General features: G+C 64.3%; 20 protein-coding genes. 13 read left to right on the forward strand and 7 right to left on the reverse strand.

What is annotated here, in order from left to right:
* The first annotated feature begins 47 nt into the window (after positions 1–47).
* The 9 genes from secD (at position 48) to LAN37_12545 (ending at position 8906) form a co-directional block, all read left to right on the forward strand.
* Complete coding sequence (gene secD, locus LAN37_12505) at positions 48–1670, forward strand: protein translocase subunit SecD (protein MBZ5648033.1); 1623 nt, start codon at positions 48–50, stop codon at positions 1668–1670.
* A 17-nt stretch (positions 1671–1687) separates the two neighbouring features.
* Positions 1688–2893 carry a protein translocase subunit SecF gene (gene secF, locus LAN37_12510; protein ID MBZ5648034.1) on the forward strand — a complete coding sequence of 402 codons (1206 nt, stop codon included), beginning with the start codon at positions 1688–1690 and terminating at the stop codon, positions 2891–2893.
* 153 nt (positions 2894–3046) lie between these two features.
* A complete protein-coding gene (locus tag LAN37_12515; protein MBZ5648035.1) occupies positions 3047–3784 on the forward strand; it encodes an energy transducer TonB in 738 nt (245 codons plus the stop codon).
* 131 nt (positions 3785–3915) lie between these two features.
* Entirely contained in the window at positions 3916–4671 is a 756-nt protein-coding gene (locus LAN37_12520; protein MBZ5648036.1) for a MotA/TolQ/ExbB proton channel family protein, read from the forward strand.
* Between the two features lie 95 nt (positions 4672–4766).
* Positions 4767–5255 carry a biopolymer transporter ExbD gene (locus LAN37_12525; GenBank protein MBZ5648037.1) on the forward strand — a complete coding sequence of 163 codons (489 nt, stop codon included), beginning with the start codon at positions 4767–4769 and terminating at the stop codon, positions 5253–5255.
* A gap of 13 nt (positions 5256–5268) precedes the next feature.
* On the forward strand, positions 5269–5712 hold the full coding sequence (locus LAN37_12530) for a biopolymer transporter ExbD (protein ID MBZ5648038.1): 444 nt from the start codon (positions 5269–5271) through the stop codon (positions 5710–5712).
* A gap of 157 nt (positions 5713–5869) precedes the next feature.
* Positions 5870–6712: a tetratricopeptide repeat protein gene (locus LAN37_12535; protein ID MBZ5648039.1), complete on the forward strand. Its 843-nt coding sequence runs from the start codon at positions 5870–5872 to the stop codon at positions 6710–6712.
* A 167-nt stretch (positions 6713–6879) separates the two neighbouring features.
* Positions 6880–8409, forward strand: a complete 1530-nt coding sequence (accC, locus tag LAN37_12540) for an acetyl-CoA carboxylase biotin carboxylase subunit (protein ID MBZ5648040.1) — start codon at positions 6880–6882, stop codon at positions 8407–8409.
* Entirely contained in the window at positions 8367–8906 is a 540-nt protein-coding gene (locus LAN37_12545) for an acetyl-CoA carboxylase biotin carboxyl carrier protein subunit (GenBank protein ID MBZ5648041.1), read from the forward strand. The genes accC and LAN37_12545 overlap by 43 nt, the downstream gene beginning before the upstream one ends.
* Positions 8907–9020: 114 nt before the next feature.
* Here LAN37_12545 and LAN37_12550 read toward each other — a convergent pair whose 3' ends face one another.
* The 4 genes from LAN37_12550 to lptD form a co-directional block, all read right to left on the reverse strand.
* Positions 9021–10109, reverse strand: a complete 1089-nt coding sequence (locus tag LAN37_12550; GenBank protein ID MBZ5648042.1) for a SurA N-terminal domain-containing protein — start codon at positions 10107–10109, stop codon at positions 9021–9023.
* Positions 10110–10168: 59 nt separating this feature from the next.
* Complete coding sequence (locus LAN37_12555; protein ID MBZ5648043.1) at positions 10169–11164, reverse strand: DsbA family protein; 996 nt, start codon at positions 11162–11164, stop codon at positions 10169–10171.
* An 86-nt stretch (positions 11165–11250) separates the two neighbouring features.
* Positions 11251–12081, reverse strand: a complete 831-nt coding sequence (gene larE, locus LAN37_12560; protein MBZ5648044.1) for an ATP-dependent sacrificial sulfur transferase LarE — start codon at positions 12079–12081, stop codon at positions 11251–11253.
* A 98-nt stretch (positions 12082–12179) separates the two neighbouring features.
* Complete coding sequence (gene lptD, locus LAN37_12565) at positions 12180–14573, reverse strand: LPS assembly protein LptD (protein MBZ5648045.1); 2394 nt, start codon at positions 14571–14573, stop codon at positions 12180–12182.
* Positions 14574–14749: 176 nt separating this feature from the next.
* On the opposite strand from lptD, the gene LAN37_12570 reads away from it, so the two are divergent.
* Together LAN37_12570 and LAN37_12575 are read left to right on the forward strand one after the other, a co-directional pair.
* Entirely contained in the window at positions 14750–15763 is a 1014-nt protein-coding gene (locus LAN37_12570) for an RDD family protein (GenBank protein ID MBZ5648046.1), read from the forward strand.
* Positions 15764–15906: 143 nt separating this feature from the next.
* Positions 15907–17253 carry a glucose-6-phosphate isomerase gene (locus tag LAN37_12575; protein ID MBZ5648047.1) on the forward strand — a complete coding sequence of 449 codons (1347 nt, stop codon included), beginning with the start codon at positions 15907–15909 and terminating at the stop codon, positions 17251–17253.
* A gap of 17 nt (positions 17254–17270) precedes the next feature.
* On the opposite strand, the gene LAN37_12580 is transcribed toward LAN37_12575, so the two are convergent.
* Positions 17271–19526, reverse strand: a complete 2256-nt coding sequence (locus LAN37_12580; protein ID MBZ5648048.1) for an APC family permease — start codon at positions 19524–19526, stop codon at positions 17271–17273.
* 27 nt (positions 19527–19553) lie between these two features.
* A complete protein-coding gene (gene dps / locus LAN37_12585) occupies positions 19554–20054 on the reverse strand; it encodes a DNA starvation/stationary phase protection protein Dps (protein ID MBZ5648049.1) in 501 nt (166 codons plus the stop codon).
* Between the two features lie 315 nt (positions 20055–20369).
* On the opposite strand from dps, the gene LAN37_12590 reads away from it, so the two are divergent.
* Entirely contained in the window at positions 20370–22706 is a 2337-nt protein-coding gene (locus LAN37_12590; GenBank protein ID MBZ5648050.1) for a protein kinase, read from the forward strand.
* Between the two features lie 83 nt (positions 22707–22789).
* Here the strand turns inward: LAN37_12590 and LAN37_12595 are convergent, their stop codons facing one another.
* Positions 22790–23260 (reverse strand): hypothetical protein, encoded by a 471-nt coding sequence (locus LAN37_12595; GenBank protein ID MBZ5648051.1) that lies wholly within the window; start codon positions 23258–23260, stop codon positions 22790–22792.
* Between the two features lie 291 nt (positions 23261–23551).
* Here LAN37_12595 and LAN37_12600 point away from each other — a divergent pair, with 291 nt between their 5' ends.
* Positions 23552–24448 (forward strand): cysteine synthase family protein, encoded by an 897-nt coding sequence (locus LAN37_12600; protein ID MBZ5648052.1) that lies wholly within the window; start codon positions 23552–23554, stop codon positions 24446–24448.
* Positions 24449–24470 lie beyond the last annotated feature (22 nt).

The raw sequence follows: 24470 nt of genomic DNA on the forward strand, positions 1-24470 counted from the left end.
GCCGGCACGGTCGTGCCACACGAGTACTGGCAGGTTAAACGGGTTCCATGCAGAAGAATCTCGCGCTCAAAGCAGTCTTCATCATCGCCGTGATGCTGGTGTTCCTCTTCGGCATCCTTGGCGTTCCCAAGAGCTATTCCGGACCGGGCCTGGCGGCTGCGGTGCAGGACCGCATCCACCTGGGGCTGGACCTGAAGGGCGGCACGCACCTGATCCTGCAGGTGGTGGTCAATGACGCCGTCAATGCGGACTCCGACCACGCCATCGAGCGCCTGAAGGAAGAGATGCGGGCGCGCAACATCAGCTACAACGACGTCAGCAAGCCGGACGTGGCCAGCCAGCCCGACCGCATCCAGATCAAGGGCGTTCCCCCGGAGTCGAGCGCCGACCTGCGCAGCATCGTGCAGGACCGCCTGCCGGAGTACGACCTGGTCTCGGGCGTGGAGAACTCGTGGACGCTGAGCATGAAGCCCGGCCAGCTCACCGAGCTGAAGAAACGCGCCGTCAGCCAGGCCATTGAGACCATCCGCAATCGTATCGACCAGCTCGGTGTCTCCGAGCCGGTGATCCAGGAGCACGGGCTGGGCGAATACCAGATCCTGGTGCAGCTGCCCGGCGTGGACGACCCGGCGCGCGTGAAAGAGATCATGCAGTCCACGGCCATGCTGGAGATCCGGCAGTCGTTTGGCGGGCCGTATGCCAGCGAGCAGGAAGCGCTCCAGGCCAACAACGGCGTGCTGCCCCCGGACACGGTGCTGCTGAAGGGCCGGAGCATCGGTGCGCGGAGCGGCGAGACTGCTCCGACCGAGCAGTACTATCTGGTTTCCCGCAGCTCTGCAGTGACCGGGCGCGACCTGCGGACCGCCGAGCCCAGCCGCGATGAGAACGGGCGGCCCGACGTACGCTTTCTCCTGACCGGCGAAGGCGGCCGCCGCTTCGCCAACTTCACCGGCGCACACGTGGGCGACAACCTTGCCGTCGTGCTCGACAACAAAGTGCAGGAGGTGGCCCGCATCGAGAGCCAGATCCACGATGAGGGCCGCATCACCGGCGCCTTCACCGACCAGCAGGCCAAGGACCTGGGCATGATCCTGCGTTCGGGCGCGCTGCCGGCTTCCATCCGCTACCTCGAGGAGCGCACGGTTGGCCCGTCGCTCGGCCTGGATTCGATCCGCCACGGCATCATGGCCGCCATCATCGGCATGGGCGCGGTCATGGTCTTCATGCTGATCTACTACCGGGGCGCGGGCATCAACGCCGATCTGGCCCTGTTCATGAACCTGGTGATCCTGGTCGGGTTCCTGGGTTTCAGCGGCGCTACGCTCACGCTGCCGGGTATCGCGGGCGTGATCCTGACCATCGGCATGGGCGTGGACTCGAACGTGCTGATCTTCGAGCGCATCCGCGAGGAGTTGCGCAACGGCAAGACGCCGCCGTCGGCGGTGGACCAGGGCTTCGGGCGCGCCTGGCTCACGATCATCGACACGCACGTCACCACTATCGTTTCGGCGTTCATCCTGTTCATCTTCGGTACCGGCCCGGTGCGCGGGTTCGCGGTCACGCTGACCTTCGGTCTGCTGGCCAACCTGTTCACCGCCGTGTTCGTCTCGCGCGTGATCTTCGACTGGGTGGTGGGACGGCACCAGCGCGGGGAAGCGCTCAGCATCTAGGTTTGCAGAGGCTCTAAGTGGAATTCTTTCGCAACACGAACATCGATTTCCTGGGGAAGAAGTGGTATTTCCTCGGATTCTCGCTGATCTTCAGCATCGCCGGCATCCTGTCCATGGTGTTCTGGCATGGAATGCCGCTGGGCGTGGACTTCCGCGGCGGGACTCTGGTGTACGTGAAGTTCACCCAGAATCCGAACCCGGACGATATCCGCGCCACGCTCGACAAGTCGGGGCTGAAGAACGCCCGCATCCAGCGCTATGGCGTGCCCGCGAACAACGAAGTCCTGATCTCGCTGGAGCTCAAAGAGACCAGCGAGCAGGTGCTCGACAAGGGGAAGAACGACATCATCAAGGCCCTGGAGACGGAGACGCCGGCGGGCAAGCAGGACCTGAACAACACCGGTCTTAGCTCGCTCACCCAGTACCTGCTCTCCAAGGACCCGCTGCGCGCCGGCACCGACGCCGAAAAGCGCTACGCCACAGTGGCCCAGGCTATCGTGACTTATCGCGACAAGGACCGGGGCGGCGCCATTGCCTCCCTGGACGAGCTGCGCGGCAAGACGGACCCGGCGGTGCTGACGGCCCTCCAGCAGGATTTCTACGTCTCCAGCTTCGCCGTGCGCAACGTGGAGATCGTGGGACCCCAGGTCGGCAAGCAGCTGCAGAAGCAGGCGGTGCTGGCCACCCTCTACTCGCTGGCCGGAATGTTGGTGTACCTGTGGTTCCGCTTTGAATGGATCTATGGCGCTGGGGCGGTGGTCGCCTGCTTCCACGACACGCTCATCACCGTGGGCGCTTTCTCCTTGCTAAATAAGGAGATAACACTTACTGTTATCGCCGCGATTTTGACCCTGGTGGGCTATTCGATGAACGACACCATCGTCATCTACGATCGCATCCGGGAGAATGTGAAGCTGCTCCGGCGTGAGCGGCTGCCGGACATCGTCAACAAGAGCATCAACCAGACCCTCAGCCGGACCATTCTGACCTCCGGTCTGACGTTTTTGACGGTGCTCTCCTTGTACGTGTTCGGGGGAGAGGTCCTGCACGGATTCTCCTTTGCCCTGGTCGTCGGAATCTTGATCGGTACGTACTCTTCGATCGCGGTGGCTGCCCCGATGGTGGTGGCGTACCAGGAGTGGCGGTCGGCCCGGAGCGGTCGCGGTCCGGTGGTGGTTTCGAACGAGGGCAGCCGGCGCGAGAAGGTCCGAGTCAAGGCATAGGCCATCATTTTGCGTTCGGGGCCCCTGTTCCCCGTTAGGGTGGTCTCGAAATGAAACAGCCCTCTCCGGCCGCGGCCGGATGGGATAGCGCGGGAGCAAAATCGGCCCCTGCGGTGTCTAAATGATTGGGAATTAACCCCACGGGAGAAGGCTATGTTTGAAGACAGCCTTATAGAGTCTGGCGGCAGATTAAAGACCGGCCGCGGATGGACGACCGCCGTGTCGTTCGTGGTGCAGGTGATGCTGATCGGCGTGATGATCCTCATCCCGCTGATCTACACTGAGGCGCTGCCCAAGCAGCAGTTGATGACCTTCCTGGTGGCGCCGCCGCCGCCGCCCCCGCCGCCGCCGCCGGCGGCGATACCGATCAAGGCGGTGAAGGTGGTGCAGACCGACCTGGTGGACGGACAGCTCCGCACTCCCACCAAAATCCCCCAGAAAGTCGCCATGATCAAGGAAGAAGAGGCGCCTCCGGTGGTGAGCGGGATGGGTGGCGTGGTGGGTGGCGTCCCGGGCGGCGTGCCCGGCGGCCAGATGGGCGGCGTGATCGGCGGCATCATCAGCTCCACTCCGATAGCGGTTCCCAAGGTTGCGACCCCGCAGCGCGTGCGTGTCTCATCCGGCGTGCAGCAGGGCAACCTGATCAACAAGGTGACGCCGGTCTACCCGCCGATCGCCAAGAACGCCCGCATCTCGGGCACGGTGATGCTGCAGGCGGTCATCAGCAAGGCTGGAGTGGTGGAAAATCTGCGTGCCATCAGCGGCCATCCCATGCTGATCCCGGCTGCTGTCGAAGCGGTCAAGCAGTGGCGGTACAAGCCCTACTATCTGAACGGAGAGCCCGTCGAAGTGGAAACCACCGTGAGTGTGATCTTCAGCCTAGGTGGATGAACCGGAGGACAGGCGGCCGCCCCGCACGGAGCGACTGCCCAGCCCCGCTCGCAGCAACAACGGTCTGAAATCTCGAGGTTCTGATTCGCGCAAACAAGTTTCGGATGTTCTGAGGAGGAAAGGATCAACCCATGCTTTTGACTAGCCTATCAGCTGTAGCACTTGCCAACTTCCCCACCTTCGCGCTCTGGATGTTCCAGGAGGCGCAGGTGGGCTGGGACCCGGTCTCGCTTTGGAAGCAGATGGGATGGATGGCCAGGATCGTGGTCATCATCCTGTTCATCATGTCGGCCTGGTCCATCGGGGTGATGATCGACCGCTGGATCGCCTTTGGCGCGGCCCGCAAGCAGTCGCGTGCGTTCGCCCCGGCCGTGGCCGGCGCCCTGCGCGAGGGCAAGATCGACGAAGCCATCCGCGTGGCCGAGCGCAACAAGAAGAGCCACCTGGCCAAGGTCGTCACCGCGGGCTTGCAGGAGTTCAAGGCGCACTCCGAGTCCAATGAGATCCCGGGCGAGGACATCGAAGCCAGCCGTCGCGCCTTGGAACGCGCTGAGGCCATCGTGCACGCCGAACTCAGGCGTGGCCTGGGCGGCTTGGCCACCATCGGGTCCACGGCTCCGTTCGTGGGGCTGCTGGGTACCGTGGTCGGCATCATCAACGCCTTCCAGGGGATTCAGGCGCAGAAGGCGACCGGTCTGGGCGCCGTCGCCGGTGGCATCTCGGAAGCGCTGGTGACCACGGCCATCGGTCTGTTCGTCGCCATCCCGGCCGTGATGATGTTCAACTACTTCACCAATAAGGTGGAGGCGTTCGACGTCGAGATGGACAACAGCTCCAGCGAGCTGATCGATTACTTCCTGAAGCGCCGGAACGCGATCCGCCGGTAACACCGGCCCTTCGCGCGACACAGGCTTGAAGGCACGGGCGCGAGCCGCCCGTGCCGCATGGGTTGCGCGGCGGCTTCGCAGGAGTCAAGACTCTTATGGCATTGGCAAAACGAGACGAAGGCAGCAAGATCAATTCCAACATCAACGTCACCCCCATGGTGGACGTGATGCTGGTGCTACTGATCATCTTCATGGTGATCACGCCCATGTTGCAGAAGGGCGTCAGCGTGGACCTTGCGCGCACCAATAACCCGATCCAGATGCAGGATGCGGACAAGGAAGACGCACTGCTGGTCGCGATCCAGCGCGACGGCACGGTCTTCTTCGGTTCCGACAAGATCTCGCCCGACCAGCTCACCAACAAGATGAAGGAGCGGCTGGCGAACCGTACCGACAAACGCGTGTTCATTAAGGCGGACGCACGCGTCCGCTATGGCAACGTGGTGGAAGTGGTGGATAACGTCCGCTCCGCGGGCGTGGACCAACTCGGCCTGCTCACCGAACAGCGCAAGTCGGGCTCCTTCGCCCCGCCGCCCGGCGTTCCGGCCGCTGGCGGCACTTCGGGCGACGCCACGAAGAAATGACGAGGTTAATGCAATGGGAATGACAGCAGGAGGAGGGAAGGGCGGTCCCTCGGCGGACATCAACGTGACGCCGCTCATCGACGTGCTGCTGGTGCTGCTGATCATCTTCATGGTGATCACGCCGCTGACGCCCAAGGGCCTGGAGGCCCTGGTGCCGCAGCCGCCGCCGCCTAACGCCCCCAAGAGCGAACCAACGGATCGCACCGTCGTGGTGCAGGTGATCCATTTGCCCGGTGGGGAGCGTCCTGCGCTGAAGATCAACCAGGATGACGCCACCTGGGACAATCTCCAGACACGTCTCGAGGACATTTATAAGACCCGCGCCGAGAAGGTGATGTTCGTCAAGGGCGATACCGAACTGCAGTTCGCCGACGTGGCGCAGGTCATCGACATCGCCCACGCCGCCGGTGTGGACAAGGTCGGCCTGATCACGGCCAAGATCGAGCAGGGCCAATAGGGCTCGCGAGGTCTGGCGCACGCGCACGGGAGAGGCATAGGTCCCGTGCGCATCGTTGCGCATACGGGTTTCATACCGCCAGGAGGAGCTGAGGGCCGGCCGTTCGCAACGGACCGGCTGTCAGCCCGGATTTTCTGGCAAGGAGATGCAAGCACTCATGAACAGAAGCGAGAGAAAGCACCTGGCATGGTGGGCCGCAAAGCTGATCGCGGTGCTGGCCATGTCGGCAGCGCTGCTGGCCGTCACCGGTTGTAACAAGCTGAAGGCCCGCGACCAGCTCAACAAGGGCGTACAGGCGTACAAGAACGCCCGTTTCGAAGAGGCGATCGAGAGATTCAAGAACGCCGTCGCGCTCGATCCTAACCTGAACGTCGCCCGCCTGTACCTGGCGACCGCCTACGCCCAGCAGTACATCCCCGGTGCTGACACGCCCGAGAACAACCGCCTGGCAGAGCAGGCTATCGAGGAGTTCAAGAAGGTCCTGGAAAAGGACCGGAAGAGCGTCAACAGCGTCAAGGGCATCGCGGCCCTGTACTTCCAAATGAAGAAGTTCGACCAGGCCAAGGAGTACCACAACAAGGCCAAGCAGCTTGACCCCAACGATCCCGAGGCCTACTACGCCATCGGTGTCATCGATTGGACGCAGTCTTACGCGCCCCGCATGGAGGAGCGCGCCAAGATCGGCCTCAAGCCAGACGAGCAGCTCAAAGACAAGAAGGTCTGCGCCGCGCTGAAGGACAAGAACTGGAACGTCATCATGGACGGCATCGACAACCTGAAAAAGGCGCTCGAACTCCGCCCGGACTATGACGACGCCATGGCGTACATGAACCTGCTGTTCCGCGAGAAGGCGGACCTGGAGTGCGAAGATCTGGATCAGCGGCAGGCCGACCTGAAGACGGCCGACGACTGGGTCGCCAAAACCATGATCACCAAGAAACAGAAAGCGGAGAAGGCGGCCCAGCCCGGCGGCATCACGCTGGAGCAGCCGTCGAAGTAGTTCCGCTGTCACCGCCGTTCGCGGTGCAGGATCCTTCCCTCAGAGCGCGAGAGCCTTCCCCCCCGGGAGGCTCTCGCATTTGTTCACCTGACACGTGGGGATGTGCGCTGCGTCACACGCTGGGGGAGCGATTGCAGTACAATTTTCGTTTCGCCGGACGGGCCCCCATGTTCCAGAAGATCCTCATCGCGAACCGCGGCGAGATCGCCGTGCGCGTGATCCGCGCCTGCCGCGAGCTGGGCATCCAGTCGGTGGCCGTCTATTCCGACGTGGACCGCGCCGCGCTGCACGTGCGCAAGGCGGACGAGGCCTACCACATCGGGCCCGCACCCGCCGCCCAGTCCTACCTGAACATCGACAAGCTGCTCGCGGTCGCCAAGAACAGCGGCGCGCAGGCCATCCATCCCGGCTACGGTTTCCTCTCCGAGAATGCGGAATTCGCGCAGGCGTGCCGCGACGCCAAGCTGGTGTTCATCGGGCCCTCCCCCCAATCCATGCGCCTGATGGGCTCCAAGACCCGCGCGCGCGTAGCCATGGAGCAGGCTGGAGTGCCGTTCGTCCCGGGTTCGGCCAAGGGCCTGCCCACGTTCGGCGACGCGCTGCATGTGGCGCGCGAGGTCGGATATCCGGTCATGATCAAGGCCGCAGCCGGAGGCGGCGGCAAAGGCATGCGCCGCGTCTTCAGCGAGCCCGAGCTGCGCTCCGCCTACGACGCGGCCCGCAGCGAGGCCCTGCGCTCCTTCAAGGACGACGAGGTCTACATCGAGAAGCTCTTCGAGAACCCGCGCCACATCGAGATCCAGATCATCGGCGACGAGCACGGCAACCTGATCTATCTCGGCGAGCGCGAGTGCTCGGTACAGCGCCGCCATCAGAAGGTCGTGGAAGAGGCGCCGTCCTCGATCGTGGACGCTGACATGCGCCGCCGCATGGGCGAGACCGCGGTCAAGGTGGGCAAGGCCGCCGGCTACAGCAATGCCGGCACCGTCGAGTTCCTGGTAGACAGGGACAAGCGCTTCTACTTCCTGGAGATGAATACGCGTCTCCAGGTGGAGCACCCGGTCACGGAGTTCGTCACCGGACTCGACCTCGTCCACCTCCAGCTCCACATCGCCAGCGGCGAAAAGCTGGCGCTGAAGCAGGACGACATCACCATCCGCGGGCACGCCATCGAGTGCCGCGTGTACGCCGAGGACCCGGACAACAACTTCATGCCCTCACCGGGGAAAATCACGCGCCTGCTCCAGCCCTCGGGACCGGGAATCCGGCGCGACAGCGGCATGTACGAGGGCATCGTCGTCCCGGTGGACTACGACCCGCTGCTGGCCAAGGTGATCGCTTACGCCCCGACGCGGATGGAGTGCATCGGCCGGCTGCAGCGCGCGCTGCAGGAATACTTCGTGGGCGGCATCAAGACCAATCTGGGGCTGTTCCGCCGCATCCTGCAGGAGCCGGATTTTATCGCCGGCAACATCGACACCGGCTTCCTCGACCGGTTGCTGAATGGCGACAAGGAGGCGCGAGCGGTGCACACTGCGCGCGACGGCGACCCCGGGATCGCCGCCATTGCCGCCGCCTTGTTCACTTTCACCGACCCGGCGGCCGACGGCGCCGGCACGAATGGTTCAGCGTCCAACTCCAGCCGTACGCCGGAATGGAAGCGCGCCGCGCGCCAGGAAGCGCTGCGAGGGAGCTGATGACCTACGAAGTCATGGTCGACGGCAAGCCGCACAAGGTCGAGATCACGCGTGGGGACGGCCGCCTGGACTGCAAGCTGGACGGCAAGCCGGTTGACATCGACGCGCAGATGACCGCGCGTGACGTGCTCTCGCTCCTGATCGACGGCAGATCCTACGAGATCAAGCGCGCCATCGGGCCCAGCGATACCCACATGGTTGTTGGGCTGGCGCGCTACGAGACGGAGGTGCGCGACCCACGCTCCTTCCGCGCCCGCAAGGCGGCTGCCAGCGATGCCTCCGGCCCCCGCAAGCTGGTCTCCCCCATGCCCGGCAAGGTGGTCCGCGTGCTGGTGCAGGAGGGCGAGGAGGTCGAAGCCGGCCAGGGCGTGGTGGTGGTCGAGGCGATGAAGATGCAGAACGAGATCAAGTCGCCAAAGAAGGGCGTGGTGCAGCAGATACTGGCCGCCGAAGGCGCCGCCGTGAACGCCGGCGAAGCCCTGGTCATCGTGGAATAAGAGGGATACAGCACAGGGGGGCCTCTGTGCTCTTTGTGTCTCGGTGAAAAGTGAGATCCTTCCGCCTGCGGCCCCGGGATGGGCGCTGCGGGCTCGAACGCCCGCAATCGGCGATCACTTCCCGGCGCTCTTCAGGATTTCGTCCGCGTAGTAGTTCTCGATCTTGGCCTCATCGCGGACGCTCTCATAATACGCGGCCTTCAGGAGCTGCTCGCGGCGGCCGCGGAGCTGCTCGCGGATGGCCTGTTGCACCCGCGGGTCGCTGAGATCGCGCTGCCCCGCCGGCTCCTTGGCCACCAGCTTGATGACGCGGTAGCCCATCACCTTGCGCGACGAGTCATACACCGGCTGCACCCCGCTGATCTGCCCAGCCTTGAGCTTGCCGATGAACTCCTTGGCCTGCGAGTCGCGGTTGACGCTGGACTCGGGAATGAAGCCGACATCGCCTCCGTTCCCCGCAGTATTGGGGTCTTCCGAGTAGCGCATGGCGACCGATCCGAAGTCCTCGCCGCTCTCCAGGCGATTGAGGATCATCTGGATCTTCTTGCGCGCGTCGGCGTCGTTGGTGGCCTTGTTCTCGCCGGTTGCGTCCGGTGTCGGCTGGTTGAACACCGTGATCTGGGCCAGATGGTACTGCGGCTCGATCAGGTTGAACTCGGCTTTGTGCTCGTTGTAGTACTTGCTGACGTCGGCATCGGAGATGGAGATCTTCGACTTGATCTCCTTGTTCAGGACCTTGTCCACGGTCAGGCTGCGCCGCAACTCGCGCTTGAAGTCGTCCACCGTGATAGCGCGCTCCTTCAACCGGCGCTCGAACTCTTCCTGGGTGTAGGGCGCTTTGAGCTCGGCCAGCTTGCTGTCCACTTCCTCGTCGGTGGCCAGCAGGCCCAGCTTCTGCGCGCGCTGCAGCATGATCTCGTCCTCGATCAGGCTCTTCAGGATGTTGAGGTGAAGGATGGTGGCCTGCTCGCCGGTGAGCGGCTGGTTGGACCCGGCGGTCTGGTTCTTGTAGTACTTCTCGACTTCCTCGCGCGTGATCTTCTTGCCGTTGACCTTGGCCATGATGTCGGCGCCGGTCTCCTTGGAACGGCAGCCCCCGGCCAGCGCCAGAATGAGCGCCAGCGCCAGCCACACCAAAGCCTTCGGGCCGTACGATCTCAAACGATGAGTCCTCCGTTCGCGGGACAGGCGGCCGCCGCGCATCGCAGCGGGCGCGCCAATCGCGAACAAGTGATTGTAGCGAACCACGCGTGCGGAGCGCATCACTTATTCGTTGCGGCTCCCTCCGGCATGGCCGGAGGAATCGCCTGCGGAGCGGGTGTGATGTGCACCGAGGGAACCGGAGGGGCCGCGGGGGCGGGCTGCCCGGCATCGCGCAACGCCTCATTCAGTGTCGCACGCAGCTCCGAAGCGTCCAGCGCGCCTTCCAGGCGCCGCCCGTTGATGAACAACGTGGGAGTCGCGTAGACATCCAGCGCCTCGGCCTCCTTCACGGAGTCCCGCATGGTCTTGTCCGATTGCGCCTTGATGCAGGCCTGGAGCCAGCCGGAGTCCAGGCCGTGCCGTTTGCCCAGGTCGAAGGCCAGCAGGTCGAGAGCGGCCATCTGTTCCGGTAGGCCGCGCTTCTTCTCGCCCGTGCCCACGATCTGCTGCGGATTCAGGTGCACGGCGTCGGCGAAATCCCAGAACGCGTCGTTGTTCAGCTCCGCCAAGCAGTTGGCGTCGTTGGCGGCGCGACCGGCCCAGGGATGGATCTCGAACAGCGGGTAATCCTTGTAGATGACGTGCATGCGGTTCTGGTAGTCCTTGAACACTTCGCGGAACAGCGTCTGGTGCATACGCGAGCAGAAGGGGCACTGGTAATCGTCGAAGACGACCACCGCAACCTTCGAATCGCGCGCTCCGCGCAACGGCCGGCCCGCCGTCGTGAGCTTCTTCATCACTTCCTCGTACGGGTCAGAGGTCAGATCGAGCTTCGTCATGCGGACCAGCGTCTTGCTGTCCTGCGAGATCAGGAACTCGTTCGGCGTCTTGCGCGAGCCCTGGACATAGATCACCTCGAGCTTATCGTAGCCGGGAAACTCGCTGGGCTTGCGGCTCCCCACGGTGATGGCCACTTCGGAGGGGATGTTGTAATGCTCACGCACTTGGCGCGCAATTCGCTTGTCGAGGTCGGCGGGGGCGTTTTGGGCCGGCTGGGCCGAACATCCGAGACAGAACAGCAGAACCAGCGACAGGGGCCGCTTGCGCAGGATCACAGGGAAAACCGCCTTCCTTCGGCCAAAAGCCAATTATCGCATGCGCGCCATTTCTTGCGGATTACGGAGGTCAGGTCGAGCGGGGGTCACGGTTTGGAGTTGAGCGCGCGCAGCGGCAGTACAGCGTTCAGCGACCCCGAGCGGAAACCTTCCAGGTCGAGCGTGACGTATGTGTACCCCAGCATCTTGAAGATCCGGGTGAACGCCGCCGCCATTTCGGGCGTGAGCGCGCGCGCCATCTCCTCAGGTGCGATCTCCAGGCGCACGGTCTCCCCGTGGTGCCGCACGCGGAACTGGCGGAAACCGAGCGCGCGCAGTTCGTCCTCGCCCTGTTCCACCGTCGCCAGCACCTCGCGCGTGACCTCGCGGCCATACTCGACGCGAGACGACAGGCAGGCCGACGCCGGCTTGTCCCAGACGCGCAGCGTGGCCTGGCGGGCCAGCTCGCGGATCTCGGCCTTGGTCAACCCGGCCTCGAGCAGCGGCGCGGCCACGCGGTGTTGCTGCGCGGCCTGCTGCCCTGGCCGGAAGTCACCCTGGTCGTCCACGTTGACGCCGTACGCGATCGTGTCGAAGCCATGCGCCTCGCGGTACCGCTCCATCACCGTAAAGAGCTCGTCCTTGCAGAAATAGCAGCGGGCAGCGTCGTTGCGCGCATATTCCTGCCGGTCCACTTCCTGGGTGCTGACGACCTCGAGGAGGATTTCGTGTTCCCCGGCGAAAGCGATGGCGTCCTGCAGGTGCGTGCGGGCCAGCGACGGAGAGTCGGCGATGATGGCGCGCATGTCCTTGCCGATCGCCTGGTGCGCCGCCCATGCCAGGAAAGCCGAATCCACGCCTCCGGAGTAAGCGACGAGCACGCGCCCAAGGGAGCGCAATCGTCGGTCCAGCAGCGCGCGTTTGTCTTCCACAGTCATTCGTCCGATTGTAACGAAGAAATACTCGGTACTCAGTACCCGGTACTCAGAAAAACCGCAGTCGACTGAGTACTGGGTACCGAGTACTGCGTACTGATTCAGAAGATTCGTTCCTGTCGTTTCAGGTTCCCGAACGTCCCCACATTCGCCAGCGTGAAGGCGAAGCGGAACTGGTTCTCGTTGCGCACCGAACCCAGCGCGAAGCGGCGATACTCCATCGAGAGCCCGCAGCAATCCCAGTTGTAGCTGGTCTGGAAGGCTGAGTACTGGAGGAAGTTGAAATTGGCGTCGAAGCCTACGTTGCCCGCCGCGCTGAAGCCCCGCTTCGACGGGTTCCCGTAGCCGGTGATGATGCGGAACTGGTTGAACTTGTCGGGCGCCGGCAGCGGCGTCGGGATGGGCGATGAAAAGATCTCGCCGGGCGCGAGCAGATAAGCGTGACTGCCGCCGAGGAAGAAGTCTCCGATACGGTAGTTCACGAACGCGGTGCTGGCGTTCACGCGCCCCAGCACGGTGTCGTAATCGAGTTCCCACTGCACGTCGGTGTTGCTGGTAGTGCGAACCCGCAGCCGCGAGACCAGCGGCGAGAAGCGCCGCGGTTCGGTGAGGAAAGCGATCCCCGTGAAGCCGGCGGTGGTGGTGAACACGTTGCGCTTCCCGTCCACCACGGCTCCGCCGAAGGTGGGGTCGAAGAAATACTTCTGCGCCACCTCCCAGGTGACGATCTCGCGCGCGCCGGTGGCGCAACCGCCCTGTGGTTCGGCCACGGTGCGGCCCTTCGCGGACCGTTCCAGGCTCGCCTGCGACGGGGTCACTGTGCGCTGCGCGGAGGCCGCCGGAGCACAATCCTCGCCCGAAACCCGCTTCGCATACAGCCGCTGCAGGATGCCGTACTCAATCTCGTTGGTGTCGCTCAGGATGTCTCGCGAGTCGAAGCGGATGATGAAGGGGAAATTATCCACTCCCGTCGTGTAGCGATAGACGATCCGGGGCTCGATGGTGTGCTTCACCTGGCGTCCCCAGACGGGCTTGTCGAAGATCCGGCCCAGAGTGGGAGGTCGCAGCTCGAACGAGGTTTCCAGCGCCCGCCGGTTGATGTCGTTCGGGATGGGCACGCCGGGCCCGCCCGGCACCGGCTGGAGCTGCTCCGAGTAATAGGTATCGCGCAATGCGATCTCCGGACGCACCGTCCAGCCGCCGAGGAACAGGGGGAGCGAAGCGCGTGGGTGGATGTCGAGCCGGCCCACGAAATCGGCGGTCACGAAGCCCGGTTCCTTGCGCGAGAGGCCTTCCGCAGCGGCGTCGAAGCCCCAGTACAGCGGCGTCGAAGAAAGCTTGCGGTCCACCGTCCCCACGTCAAACGTGGGCACGTGCAGGATGCTGACGTAGTCGCCGTTCTCGGTGCTCTGGAAGTTCTGGTAGCGCGCGGTCAGCAGGTTGAATGAGTAGCCGTTGTAGGTCTTGGAGAGGAACGCTGCCGACTTCACCTCGGAGTTCACCGTCTCGCTGAAAGTCTCGGTAAATGCCAGGCGGAAGACGAACGAGCTCAGATACTCCACCGACGCCACTCCCCGGAATCCGCCCGGGAACTGGCCCTCGGCGTTCAAGTGGACGTCCTCGCCTCCCTGGTCCTGGACGGTCACGCCGTTGAAGAAGCCGCGGTCCAGCACGCCGAAGTAATGCAGGTTCACGAACGACGTATCGCTAGGCCGGGCGCGGAAATCGCCGCTCTGCGACCAACCCCGGCTGCTGTAGTACTCGGCGCCGATGGTGGCATCCGCGCTGCGGTTGATCGCCCAGTAGAACGAGTCGCCCAGGACCAGGCCCTTGCGCGACGAGGTGCCAAAGGTCGGGATCATGAACCCGGTCTGCCGTCCCAGCCGGTCCACCGGATGCTCGGCGAACGGAAGATACAAAATGGGCACTTTCTTCACCCGAAAATTGGCGTTGTAGAGCTTGGCCGTGCCACCCACGTCCACGATGACCTTCTCCGCGTTGAACGTCCACTTGGGATTCGGCAGTTCGCACGAGGTCACCGATCCGTGGTGCAGGATGTAACGGTCGGGCGAAACCTTCTCCACCATCCTGCCGGTGAAGGCGAACGGGTTCGACGAAGTCAGGGTGACGTTCTTACCGCGGAAGCGCGCCCCCGTGCTCCCCACCACGTCCCAGAACCGGCCCGTCTGCTTCCGCACGTTGTACTCGCCGCGGCTGGCCTCGATGTGATCGTCGTGGGGGCCGCCGTCCAGCACCAGGTGTCCGGTGGCGGTCAGTTCGCCGCTTTTGGAGTCGTAGGTGATCTCGTCGGCGTGGAAGACCAGCTCGCGGAATTCGATCTCCACGTCGCCGCGCAGCTTGAAGACGTCGCCCTCTTTCTCCTGCTCTCGTGCCTTGATGGTGACCGGCTCGCCGGGGCGATTGGAGGTGGACTCGGCCGCGGGCAGGGACTGCTGCGGCGCATCCGCCGCGTCGGGCGCGGGATTCGATGCCACCGGCGGCAACTGGCTAGTAACTACCGGTGTCGCCAGAAGCACATGACAAAAGATAAGTGCCGTGATACTTAACCAATTGCGGGAGAACATGGGGAGCGGTCGAAGTTAGCACGCCGCACCCTCTGTCGCAAAGAATGTTTGCGCTCCCGCTGCTCTGGCCGTCTCACAACCGAACGATGGCTTGTCCCCTGTGCGGAGAGAGCTGCACCTGCTCGTACGCTGACCGGGCCCCTGACGCTGCTGCGTCGTCGGCGGCCGGCAGTCATGTCGCTGTCCTCATCGATCCGGAGCATTTCCAGGATTCCGAACAGCAGTTCCTGGCCAGCCTCGATGCGCCGCCGGAATCAACGCGGCTCCCGGACTCACAAGCGGATTTCTATCGCAGCGATTCCGTGTGGCGCGAGGAAGTCGCCTCGCGCGTGGACGCCTACCGCACGCGTCGCGGGCGCCGCCGACCGGACCCCAGTGCGCTGCTGAGCTTCGATTTTGACAGGGCACAGCCGGACCTGTCCGCCGTCGTCGCCGCCGGCGCAACCTGGCAAGCGCCGAGCGCGGTGATCGAGCTACCGCCGCCGGCGATCGCCGAGCCCAAGGTCATCGAGTTCCCGCGCTCGGCCGAAGTGATCGCCGAAGAGCTGGCCGAGCCGGTCATCGAGACGCCGCGCATCCTCGAGGCGCCGCCCGAAGACATCGCGCCGCCCGAGTTCGGCGGCGTGTCGCTCGCTCCCATCACCCTGGAAGAGCACTCGATCGAGGTCGAGCGGGAGCCCGAGCAACTCCGCGTGGCCGCGCGCGGCCTGCGCATCTTCTCCGCCGTGGTGGATACGTGCGTGGTCCTGGCCGGCGCCGCCCTATTCGCGATGATCTTCGTGCAGATGACCGACGCCATGCCACGCACCCGCCTGTCGCTGGCGTTGGAGATCGCCATCCCCGCGTTCTTCTGGGCGGTGTACCACTACATTTTCCTGGTCCACGGGGCAACCACGCCGGGCATGCGCTTGGCCGACCTGCGCCTGAGCACCTTCGAGGGCGGACGCGTAGGTCCCGAGCAGCGCCGCTGGCGCGCGCTGGCCATGGTCGTCTCCTGCATCTCCGTCGGCTTCGGCTTCGCCTGGGCCCTGCTCGATCCCGACGGGCTCTGCTGGCACGACAAGATCACGCGCACCTACCTGACACAGCGCAGCTACTAGCCATAGGTCAATCGCCGGGTCCAGCCCTCTGCGGCGAAAGACTGACGATTAACGACTGCCGACTGGTTTCGTTTACACTTCCGTTCGCAATCCCACGGAGTTCTGCCATGAAAGCTCCTGTGCATTTTTCCTATGAAAACGCGATGAGCACGGCCGTCGGCGCCGACGGCCTGTCTTCCGGAGATCTTGACCGCTCTGCCGCCCTGGCGGCGCTCGGCGCCTTTCGCGCCCGCGTGGATTCGGGCGAGATCGGCTTCCCGAACCTGCCTGACGACCGCACCACCGCGCGTGCCATCTCGGAATTCGCCGATGACATGCGCGGCGAAGTCGATGACGTAGTGGTCGTCGGCATTGGCGGGTCGGCTCTCGGTTCCTACGCTCTCGACGTTGCGCTGCGCGGCCCGCATCCGGTGCAGACCCGCCTCGGCGGCCGATCCAACGGCAAGACGCGGGAGCCGCGTCCGCGGCTGGCGGTGCTGGACAACGTGGACCCGGGCTTCATCGCTGCGGCGCTGGAACGCGTGGATCCCAAGCGCGCGGTCGCGTGTGTGATCGCCAAGTCCGGCTCCACCGCCGAGACGCTCTCCACCTTCCTGATCGTTCGCGAGTGGATGGTCAACGCGCTGGGCAAGCGCGCTCGCTCCCGCATCGTGGCCGTGACCGACGCTCACAAAGGCGACCTGCTGGGCATCGCCAAGCAGGAGCAGTATCCGCTGTTCTTCGTTCCCGGCAACGTCGGCGGCCGCTTCAGCGTGTTCACTCCGGTCGGCCTGCTGCCCGCGGCGCTGATCGGCCTGGACATCGGCAAGATCATGCGCGGGGCCAGGGACGCGAACCAACTCGCTTGGTCGCGTGACCTGGAGCAGAACCACGCGCTGGCGTCTGCGCTCGTGCATCACGGACTCAATACGAAGAAAAGGAAAACGATCGAGGTCGTCTACGCTTACTCGTCGTTTCTGTGGGGCGCTGCCTTCTGGTACCGGCAGCTCTGGGCCGAAAGCCTGGGCAAGCGCGTGGACCGCAAGGGCGCGGTGGTGGAGACCGGACAGACGCCCGTGGCCGCACTGGGCGTCACCGACCAGCATTCCCAGTCGCAGCTCTATATGGAGGGCCCGCGCGACAAGATGATCACCTTCTGGGAGGTGGCGAAGCCGCGCGCCGACCTGCGCATTCCGCGTGATTTCAAAGAGTACGAGTCGTGCGGGTATCTGGGCGGCAAGAAGATGTCGCAGCTCTTCCACGCCGAGATGCGCGCCACTCAGGCCGCGCTCACCGAGGCTGGGCGGCCCAACTGCCGCTGGACCCTGCCCCAGGTCGATGAGTACACCATCGGAGCGTTTTTCCAGACGCTGGAGTTCCAGACCGCCTTCGCCGGCGAACTCTACGGCGTGGACGCCTTTGACCAGCCCGGGGTCGAGCTAAGCAAGAAGCTGACTTACGGCTTGCTGGGCCGCAAAGGGTACGAGGAGTTTGCGAAGAGAGTCAGATAGAAGTTGATTCCCGTCAGCTAATCCGATTCATGGGGCGGCGCGTCGCCGGTTCGACGCATCTGCTCCCGGAGCATGGCCAGCAGCTCCTCGCGACGCGGCCCGTCGATCTCCTGCTCGAGTTCACGCAGTGCAAGCGAGAGCACGTCGAAGTGATGCAGCCGGGCGAATTTGGGGTCGCGCGTGATCTCCAGCCATAGTTTGTGCAGGAGCTCGATGTCTTCCGGGCGCAAGCGCGGCGTGTGCGGCCCCAACAGGTAGGTCCTGAGCGCACCGCCGGGGGCCGCCACTTCAAGGGTGACGCGCGGCCTGGGCTCCGGCAGACGTTCCCAGGCGTCGCCGGTGTATTTGCCCTGCTCGTCGGCGGTCAGCTTGTTCGACTGCCCGCAGACGACGGTGGAGGATTCCAGCCTCTGGGCCGTGACCATGATGCTGTCGAAGACGCTGGTGCCGGGCACGACCAGCAGGGACACCGGCTTCCCCTCTTTTTCGGCGACCGATACCACCTTCGAAAACAGCTCCTGCTCGTACTCGTTGAAAACATCCTTGGCGTCGTACTCGCGGCTGCCGCTGAACGCGGGTCCGCGGTACAGCCGCGTGGTCATGACCACGACGTCGCGGCGTGCGGTATCGGTGCGATGCAGGGCGTCGCGCAGGTAGCTGAGGTTGTGCGGGTCGCGGACGGTGACCAGCACGTTGCCGGGCCGCACGCGCAGAGCCTCGGAGTTCAGCTCCGGCTCACCGGAGACGCGGAACTGCTCCATACCAGCGGCCCCGCCCTGGGCCAGGCGGCGGCGATGCGTGATGCGCTCCGAGATGGCAAACATGGCGAAGAACACCATGCTGAAGCCGACGCCGGCAATGGTCGCTTCCTTCTTGGTGAAAAGGTTGGCGACAGCCACGAGAAAGAGAACGACGGTGATGAGGCCCAGGCCGAACGGGATCTCCTGTCCGAAAAGATGGAGATTCCCGGGCACCTTCCATTCGCGGTTGGCGGGTTCAGTGAATCGCAGCACCAGCACGGCAAGGGCCTTGAAGGCGAAGCTCCACACCACGCCGAACGCGTAGAGCGCCGCCAGCAGGTGCACGTCGCCGCGGCTGAGGATGATGGCCGCCAGTTGCATCCCCACGATGAGGTTCAACAGGCGAAACGTAGTGCCATACCGCCGCTGGGGTTTCTGGAACCACGAGGTCAGAACGCCGTCTTCGGCGATGCGGTTCAGTACGCCGTTAGCGCCGACGATCGCCGTGTTGGCCGCTCCCGAAAGGATCAGCACACCCACCAGCACCACGAATCCGTGGAAGACTAGCCGCATCGTCTCCGGCCCGGAGAGATACATGGACAGCCCGCCGATGAGGTTTTCGGTGAAATGCGAGCGGGCGGTGTCCGGAATGATCATGACCGCGAAGAACGAGACCAAAGAGGTGAACACCATGCTGTAGATGAAGATCACCAGGCCGGTGCGTTCCAGGTTCTTGAGCTTGGGACTCTCGATCTCGCGATTCACCTGCGCCAGGGTCTCTTCGCCGCTCATCGCCAGTACGGAGTGGCCGAAGCCGACCAGCAGCATGACCAGCGTGAGTTGGCTCAGCCAGGTGCCATGCAGCCATCCGAGCGACGTCTCGTCGAGCTTCATGGCGGCGTGGCTGGGCAGCGGCGGCAGGTGCGCGCCCTTGACGGCCAGCGTGTACAGGCACCAGAGGATTAGGAGAACGACCATCACGGTCGTGATCTTCATGATCTTCATCGCCTTGTCGCTGGATTCGTGGATGCCCTGGATGTTCTTCCACCAGAAATAGGCGATCACGATCACCGCCACGACGGCGGCGAAATGATTGTCGTTGATTTCGAGCTTGTAGCCGAGATATCCGCCCACGTCGCGCACGAAGCCGGCCAGGTATTGCCCGGCCGACACGGCGCTGATGGGGCCGGTCAGCACGTAGTCGAAGAGCAGAGCGGCGACGGAGAACTTGGCCAGCGTGCCGCCCATGGCTTCCTTCACCACGCGGTACACGCCACCGCGCACGAACATGCTGCTGGATTCGATATACAGGGCGCGGACGGCGTAACTGAACAGCATCACCGACAGGATGAACCAGGGCGCGCTCTTCCCGATGACCTGCTCGGCTTCACCACCGGCGTAATACGCGGAGGACGCCAGGTCGGAGAGGACGATGGCAGCGGCCCGCCAGAAGGAGATGAAGGTCAGCATCACCGTGGTGGCGACGAAGACCGAAACGGCGGGCCGCTTCAGATTCGGAGTGGTGGTGGACATACCTGGGCCGCGGCCCAGTGACGGATTCTACGCCTGCACGTGCGCCTCAAGGAACCACAAGTCCTTGTCCAGTTCGCGGGAGATCTCGGTGAACACGTCGGCCGTTGACTTGTCACCCAGTTCGTCGGCGCGGTCGATGGCGGCGCGGACGTTCGCGCCCAATTTGGCCAGGCGCTGCACCAGGGCGCGCACGTGCTCCTCGCCTTTGGTGGCGTCGAGGTCGTACTCCGGGATGGCAGAGTTAGCGGCCGCCATGCGCGCCGTGCCCATCGCGACGCCGCCTAGCGCGGTCGCCCGCTCGGCGATGATGTCGGAATGAGCCTCCAAATGGGCCGCGATCTGGTCGAACAGCTCATGCAATTGGAAGAACTCGCGGCCTTTGACGTTCCAGTGGGCCTGCTTGGCCTGGGTCTTCAGGTCGAGGGTATCGGCCAGGCGCGCGTTCAGCAGCCGGACGATCTCCTGGCGCTTGTTTTCCGGAATATCGATGCTAGTGGGGAAAGTAGCGTCTCGAACAGCGATAGCCATATGCGTATCTCCTGATTTTCTTGGATAGGGCGCTCAAGGTGACGGATTCAGGATATTCATCCGGCTGGCATTCGGTAGGGCTCACGTCACCTCTGGAAGTGACAGGACCCACCCCGTAACCCAGAGTGCAGGGCAGTGGTTGAAGCTTTGGTGGCACGGGGACGTCCGCCGGACGTTGGCTCCGTCCCACTTCATTGACTACCAAAGGTAAGTTGCTGTAACTTCTGCCCCACAGGAACTTCCGCGCGTCCAGTGGGCGACGCGTTTCTCAAGACCCTCTCCCCCAACATAGGGCCCGGGAGCGTAGCGCAGGATATGGCCATTCCGTCACCAACGTCGCCGCAGAGCATTGGCCGGTACGAGATCCTGGGTGAGCTGGGCAAGGGCGCCATGGGGGTCGTGTACAAGGCACGCGACCCCAACATCGGACGCCTGGTGGCGCTCAAGACCATGCGCCTGGACGTCCACGGCATGGAAGCGGAAGAGATGCTGCTCCGCTTCAAGAACGAGGCTCGTGCCGCCGGCGTCCTCAATCACTCCAACATCGTCACCATTTACGACGCCGGTGAACACGAAGGCCTGTTCTACATCGCCATGGAGTTCATCGAGGGCGTCACCCTGCAAAAGGTTCTGAACGCGGAGTCGATGCTGCCCATCGAGCAAGTGCTCGATCTTTCGCGCCAGATCTGCGCCGGTCTGGACTATGCCCACTCCCATCGCATCATCCACCGCGACGTGAAGCCGGCCAACATCATGATCGAGCCCGACGGTCGGGTGAAGATCATGGATTTTGGTATCGCCAAGGCTGAGGGCGCCCATCTCACCTCTGCCGGCCAGGTATTGGGGACTCCCAACTACATGTCGCCAGAGCAGGTGAAAGGCCGCCCACTCGACGGCCGTTCCGACCTGTGGAGTTTCGGTGTGCTCCTCTACGAGATGGTCACCGGCGAGAAGCCCTTCACCGGGCAGAACGTGACCACGATCATCTACAAGATCGTGAACGAGAATCCGATTCCTCCGAAGGAACTGGATTCCAGCATCCATCCCGGCCTCAGCGCCGTCATCCAGCGGGCGCTAGCCAAGCACCCGGACCAGAGATATCAGAAGGGCGCCGACCTGGTTCACCACCTGGTCAACTACAAGAGCATCGGGGTGGAGACCGCTGCGCTGCCGGCCGACGCGGGCGCCGCACACGTTCCCAAGGCTGCGCCTGCCGCAGCGCCTGCGGTATCCGCGCCGGCCAAACCTGCTGCCGCACCTGCATCGGCGGCAGCGCCGGCAAAGCCGGCACCCGCCGTGGCGCCGCCGGCCGCGCCCAAGACGCCGCCCGCCACTGCCGCCCCCGCGCTGGCCAAGACCGTGCCCAAGCCACCCGCGCCGCAAGCAGCACCGCCGAAGCCCGTGCCCAAGCCACCCGCGCCGCAAGCCGCGCCGCCGAAGTCCGTGCCCAAGCCGCCCGCGCCGCAAGCCGCGCCGCCGAAGCCCGCGCCGGTTCCGGCAGCCAAAGCCGCGCCACCCAAACCGGCGGCGCCACCAGCGGCATCCGATGCCGAGGACACGCTGGTCGCCGGATCACAGGAAGCGCCCAAGATCGCGACTGCTGTCGCCAGCGCCAAAGCGGCGATACCCAAACTTTCGGCCAACCAGTGGCTGCTGGTGGCGGCGGGCGTGCTGGCAGTAGTGATGCTGGTTGTAGCCTTCGGCGTCTATAGCAGCGAAAAATCCAAGCCGTCCGCGCCGGCGACCACGGCCGAGCCGGGGACGCAGACTCCGCAAGGGACGCAAAGCCCCGCGCCCACCCCCTCGGCCGAGCCGGCGAGCGGATCACCGGCCGAGCAGCCTGGGGAGCCGGGCAGGCCCGCCGCCAAAACGAAATCGCAGACGCCCGCCAAATCGTTGACCGCGGCCGCAACTCCGGCCCCCGTGCCGGCACAGCCCGCGGCGGCGGCTCCCATCAATGGGACGCTGCGCCTGATCTCGAATCCTGCGGGCGCCAAAGTGGAGATCGACGGCTGGTCGGAGCCCACCTGGCTCACCCCCTTCAACTCGCCCAACCTGAGCACGGGGCAGCACAAAGTCGTGTTCACGAAGGCGGGGTACGCCACCGAGACGCGGATGGTGGAGGTCACCGGGGGGAACCAGTCGGTGGTGAACGCAGCGCTCCGGACCGCCGTAGCCCCATCGCGCATCGAGGTGATCAGCGATCCCGCGGGCGCGGCCATCGTCATCGACGGCAAGGAAACCGGCAAGCACACGCCTGCCACCCTGGACGTTTCCAAAGGCGAGCACGCGGTCGTACTGCGCAAGCTCGGCTACCGGGACGTGGCCGTGGCCGCCAAGGTGGGCGAAGGCGAAACCTTTCACGTCTCGCAAGTGCTGAAGAGCGGTACCGGCGGCGCCAGCCCGTTCGGGAAGATCTTCGGCGGCGGCATCCCCGAAGGCATGGGCGCGCTCCAGGTGAAGACCAAGCCGAAAGGCGCGACGGTGAAAGTGAACGGAGAAACCGCGCCTAAGACCACGCCCTTCAAGCTCCCCGTCGACCCCGGTGCCTACAAGGTCGTCGTCTCGATGGACGGCTACCAGGCATCCAGCCAGTCCGTGACCGTGGAGAAGGGAAAGACGGCGACGGTGGACGTCGAGCTGAAGAAATAGCTGTTAGCGATCGGCAATTAGCGCTTAGCCAGCCACCACTCTCGTGAAGTGCTAAACGCTATTTGCTACTCGCCAACCGCTTCTTAGGCGCGTTTCGTCTTCTCGTTGGAGGGCTTCTCTTCCCAGGGGCGCTTGGGGCGCTCGGTCTCGGGCAGGTCGCGGTCCTTCACGCGGTCGTAGACATACTTGTCGCTGACGGTGCCCAGCGATTCGTTGTAGAGGCTGACCCCGCCGACGGCCTCTTTCAGTTCCTCGGTGAAGTCATGGATCGCCTTCAGGTGGTCGGCGGTGGCGGGGGTCTCGGACTTGGTGGTCATGAGGAACTTCTGGTAGCCGCGGTCGATCAGCTTGGAGATCTCGCCGCCGATCAGATATCCCGGGCGGGCGAAGATCCTCACCCCGCCGTGCTCGTCCTTCTCGACGGCGGCGGAGACGTTGTGCTTCTTCAGAAAGACGCGGTTGTTGGTTCCAGGGGCTTCCAGGAGGTCAAAGCCGTGGTCGCGCAACCACGCGACCGCGTCCTCGTAGCTCCGTTGCTGTAGTGTATTAGCCATAGGTTGACGTTTCCGAACCGGTGCTGGACGCCGATTGCAGTCGCAGCAGTTCTCGGTCCTGCCGCCATACGATACATCGATTAGATGGCTCCGTTGCCCGTCGGGAACCGGCTTTTATAAACTAATTGCATCGAATCCGTCGAATTCCCTCTCTATAGAGCTTTGTTTCGAGCAAGTTAGAGTGGGGTGACGAACTTGGCTCTGCCGGCGCAATCGAAAGACCGCGGCCCTCGTCCGGTGGTAACCCGGGACGCTGAGGGTTTGTTGCGTCCGCCGGCGAATGTGCTGGAGATGGTCGGCAACACACCTCTGCTGCGGCTGGAACGTATCGGGCGCGACCTTCCCGGCGTAGAGATCCTGGCCAAGGCCGAGTGGTTCAATCCAGGCGGCTCGGTGAAAGACCGGGCAGCGTCGAACATCGTCCGCGAGGCCGAACGCGCGGGAAAGCTGGCCAAGGGGAAGATCCTGCTCGACTCCACCAGCGGCAATACCGGGATCGCCTACGCCATGATCGGCGCCGCCCGCGGGTTCGGGGTCACACTGTGCATGCCGTCGAATGCTTCACAGGAACGGAAACGGATCCTGAACGCGTATGGCGCGACCATCGTGTTCACCGACCCCGGCGAAGGCTCCGATGGCGCCATCCGCAAAGCGCGCGAGATGGTCGCCGCCCAGCAGGACAAGTATTTCTACGCCGACCAGTATTCGAACGACGCCAACTGGCGCGCCCACTACACCGGCACCGCGCCGGAGATCTGGGAGCAGACGCAAGGCCGCATCACCCATTTCGTCGCCACGCTGGGGACCAGCGGGACATTCATCGGCACATCGCGCCGGCTGAAAGAACTGAACCCGAAGATTCGGTGCATCTCGCTCCAGCCCGACTCGGCCTTCCACGGGCTCGAAGGCCTGAAGCACATGGCAACGGCCATCGTGCCTAAGATCTACGATCCAAACCTGGCCGACCGCGACCTGGGCGTGGGAACGGAAGAGAGCTACGCCATGGTCCGCCGCCTGGCGCGCGAAGAGGGCCTGCTGGCCGGCATCTCGTGCGGCGCAGCGCTGGTGGGCACGCTCCAGGTCGCGAAAGAACTTGCGGAGAAGGGCGAGCGCGCCGTCATCGTGACTGTGTTCCCCGATGCCGGCGACAAGTACCTGAGCGAAGACCGCGTGTGGAAGAAAGAATGAACGCAGACATCCAGAATCAACG

Source organism: Terriglobia bacterium, assembly GCA_020073495.1.
GTDB lineage: Bacteria > Acidobacteriota > Terriglobia > Terriglobales > Acidobacteriaceae > JAIQFD01.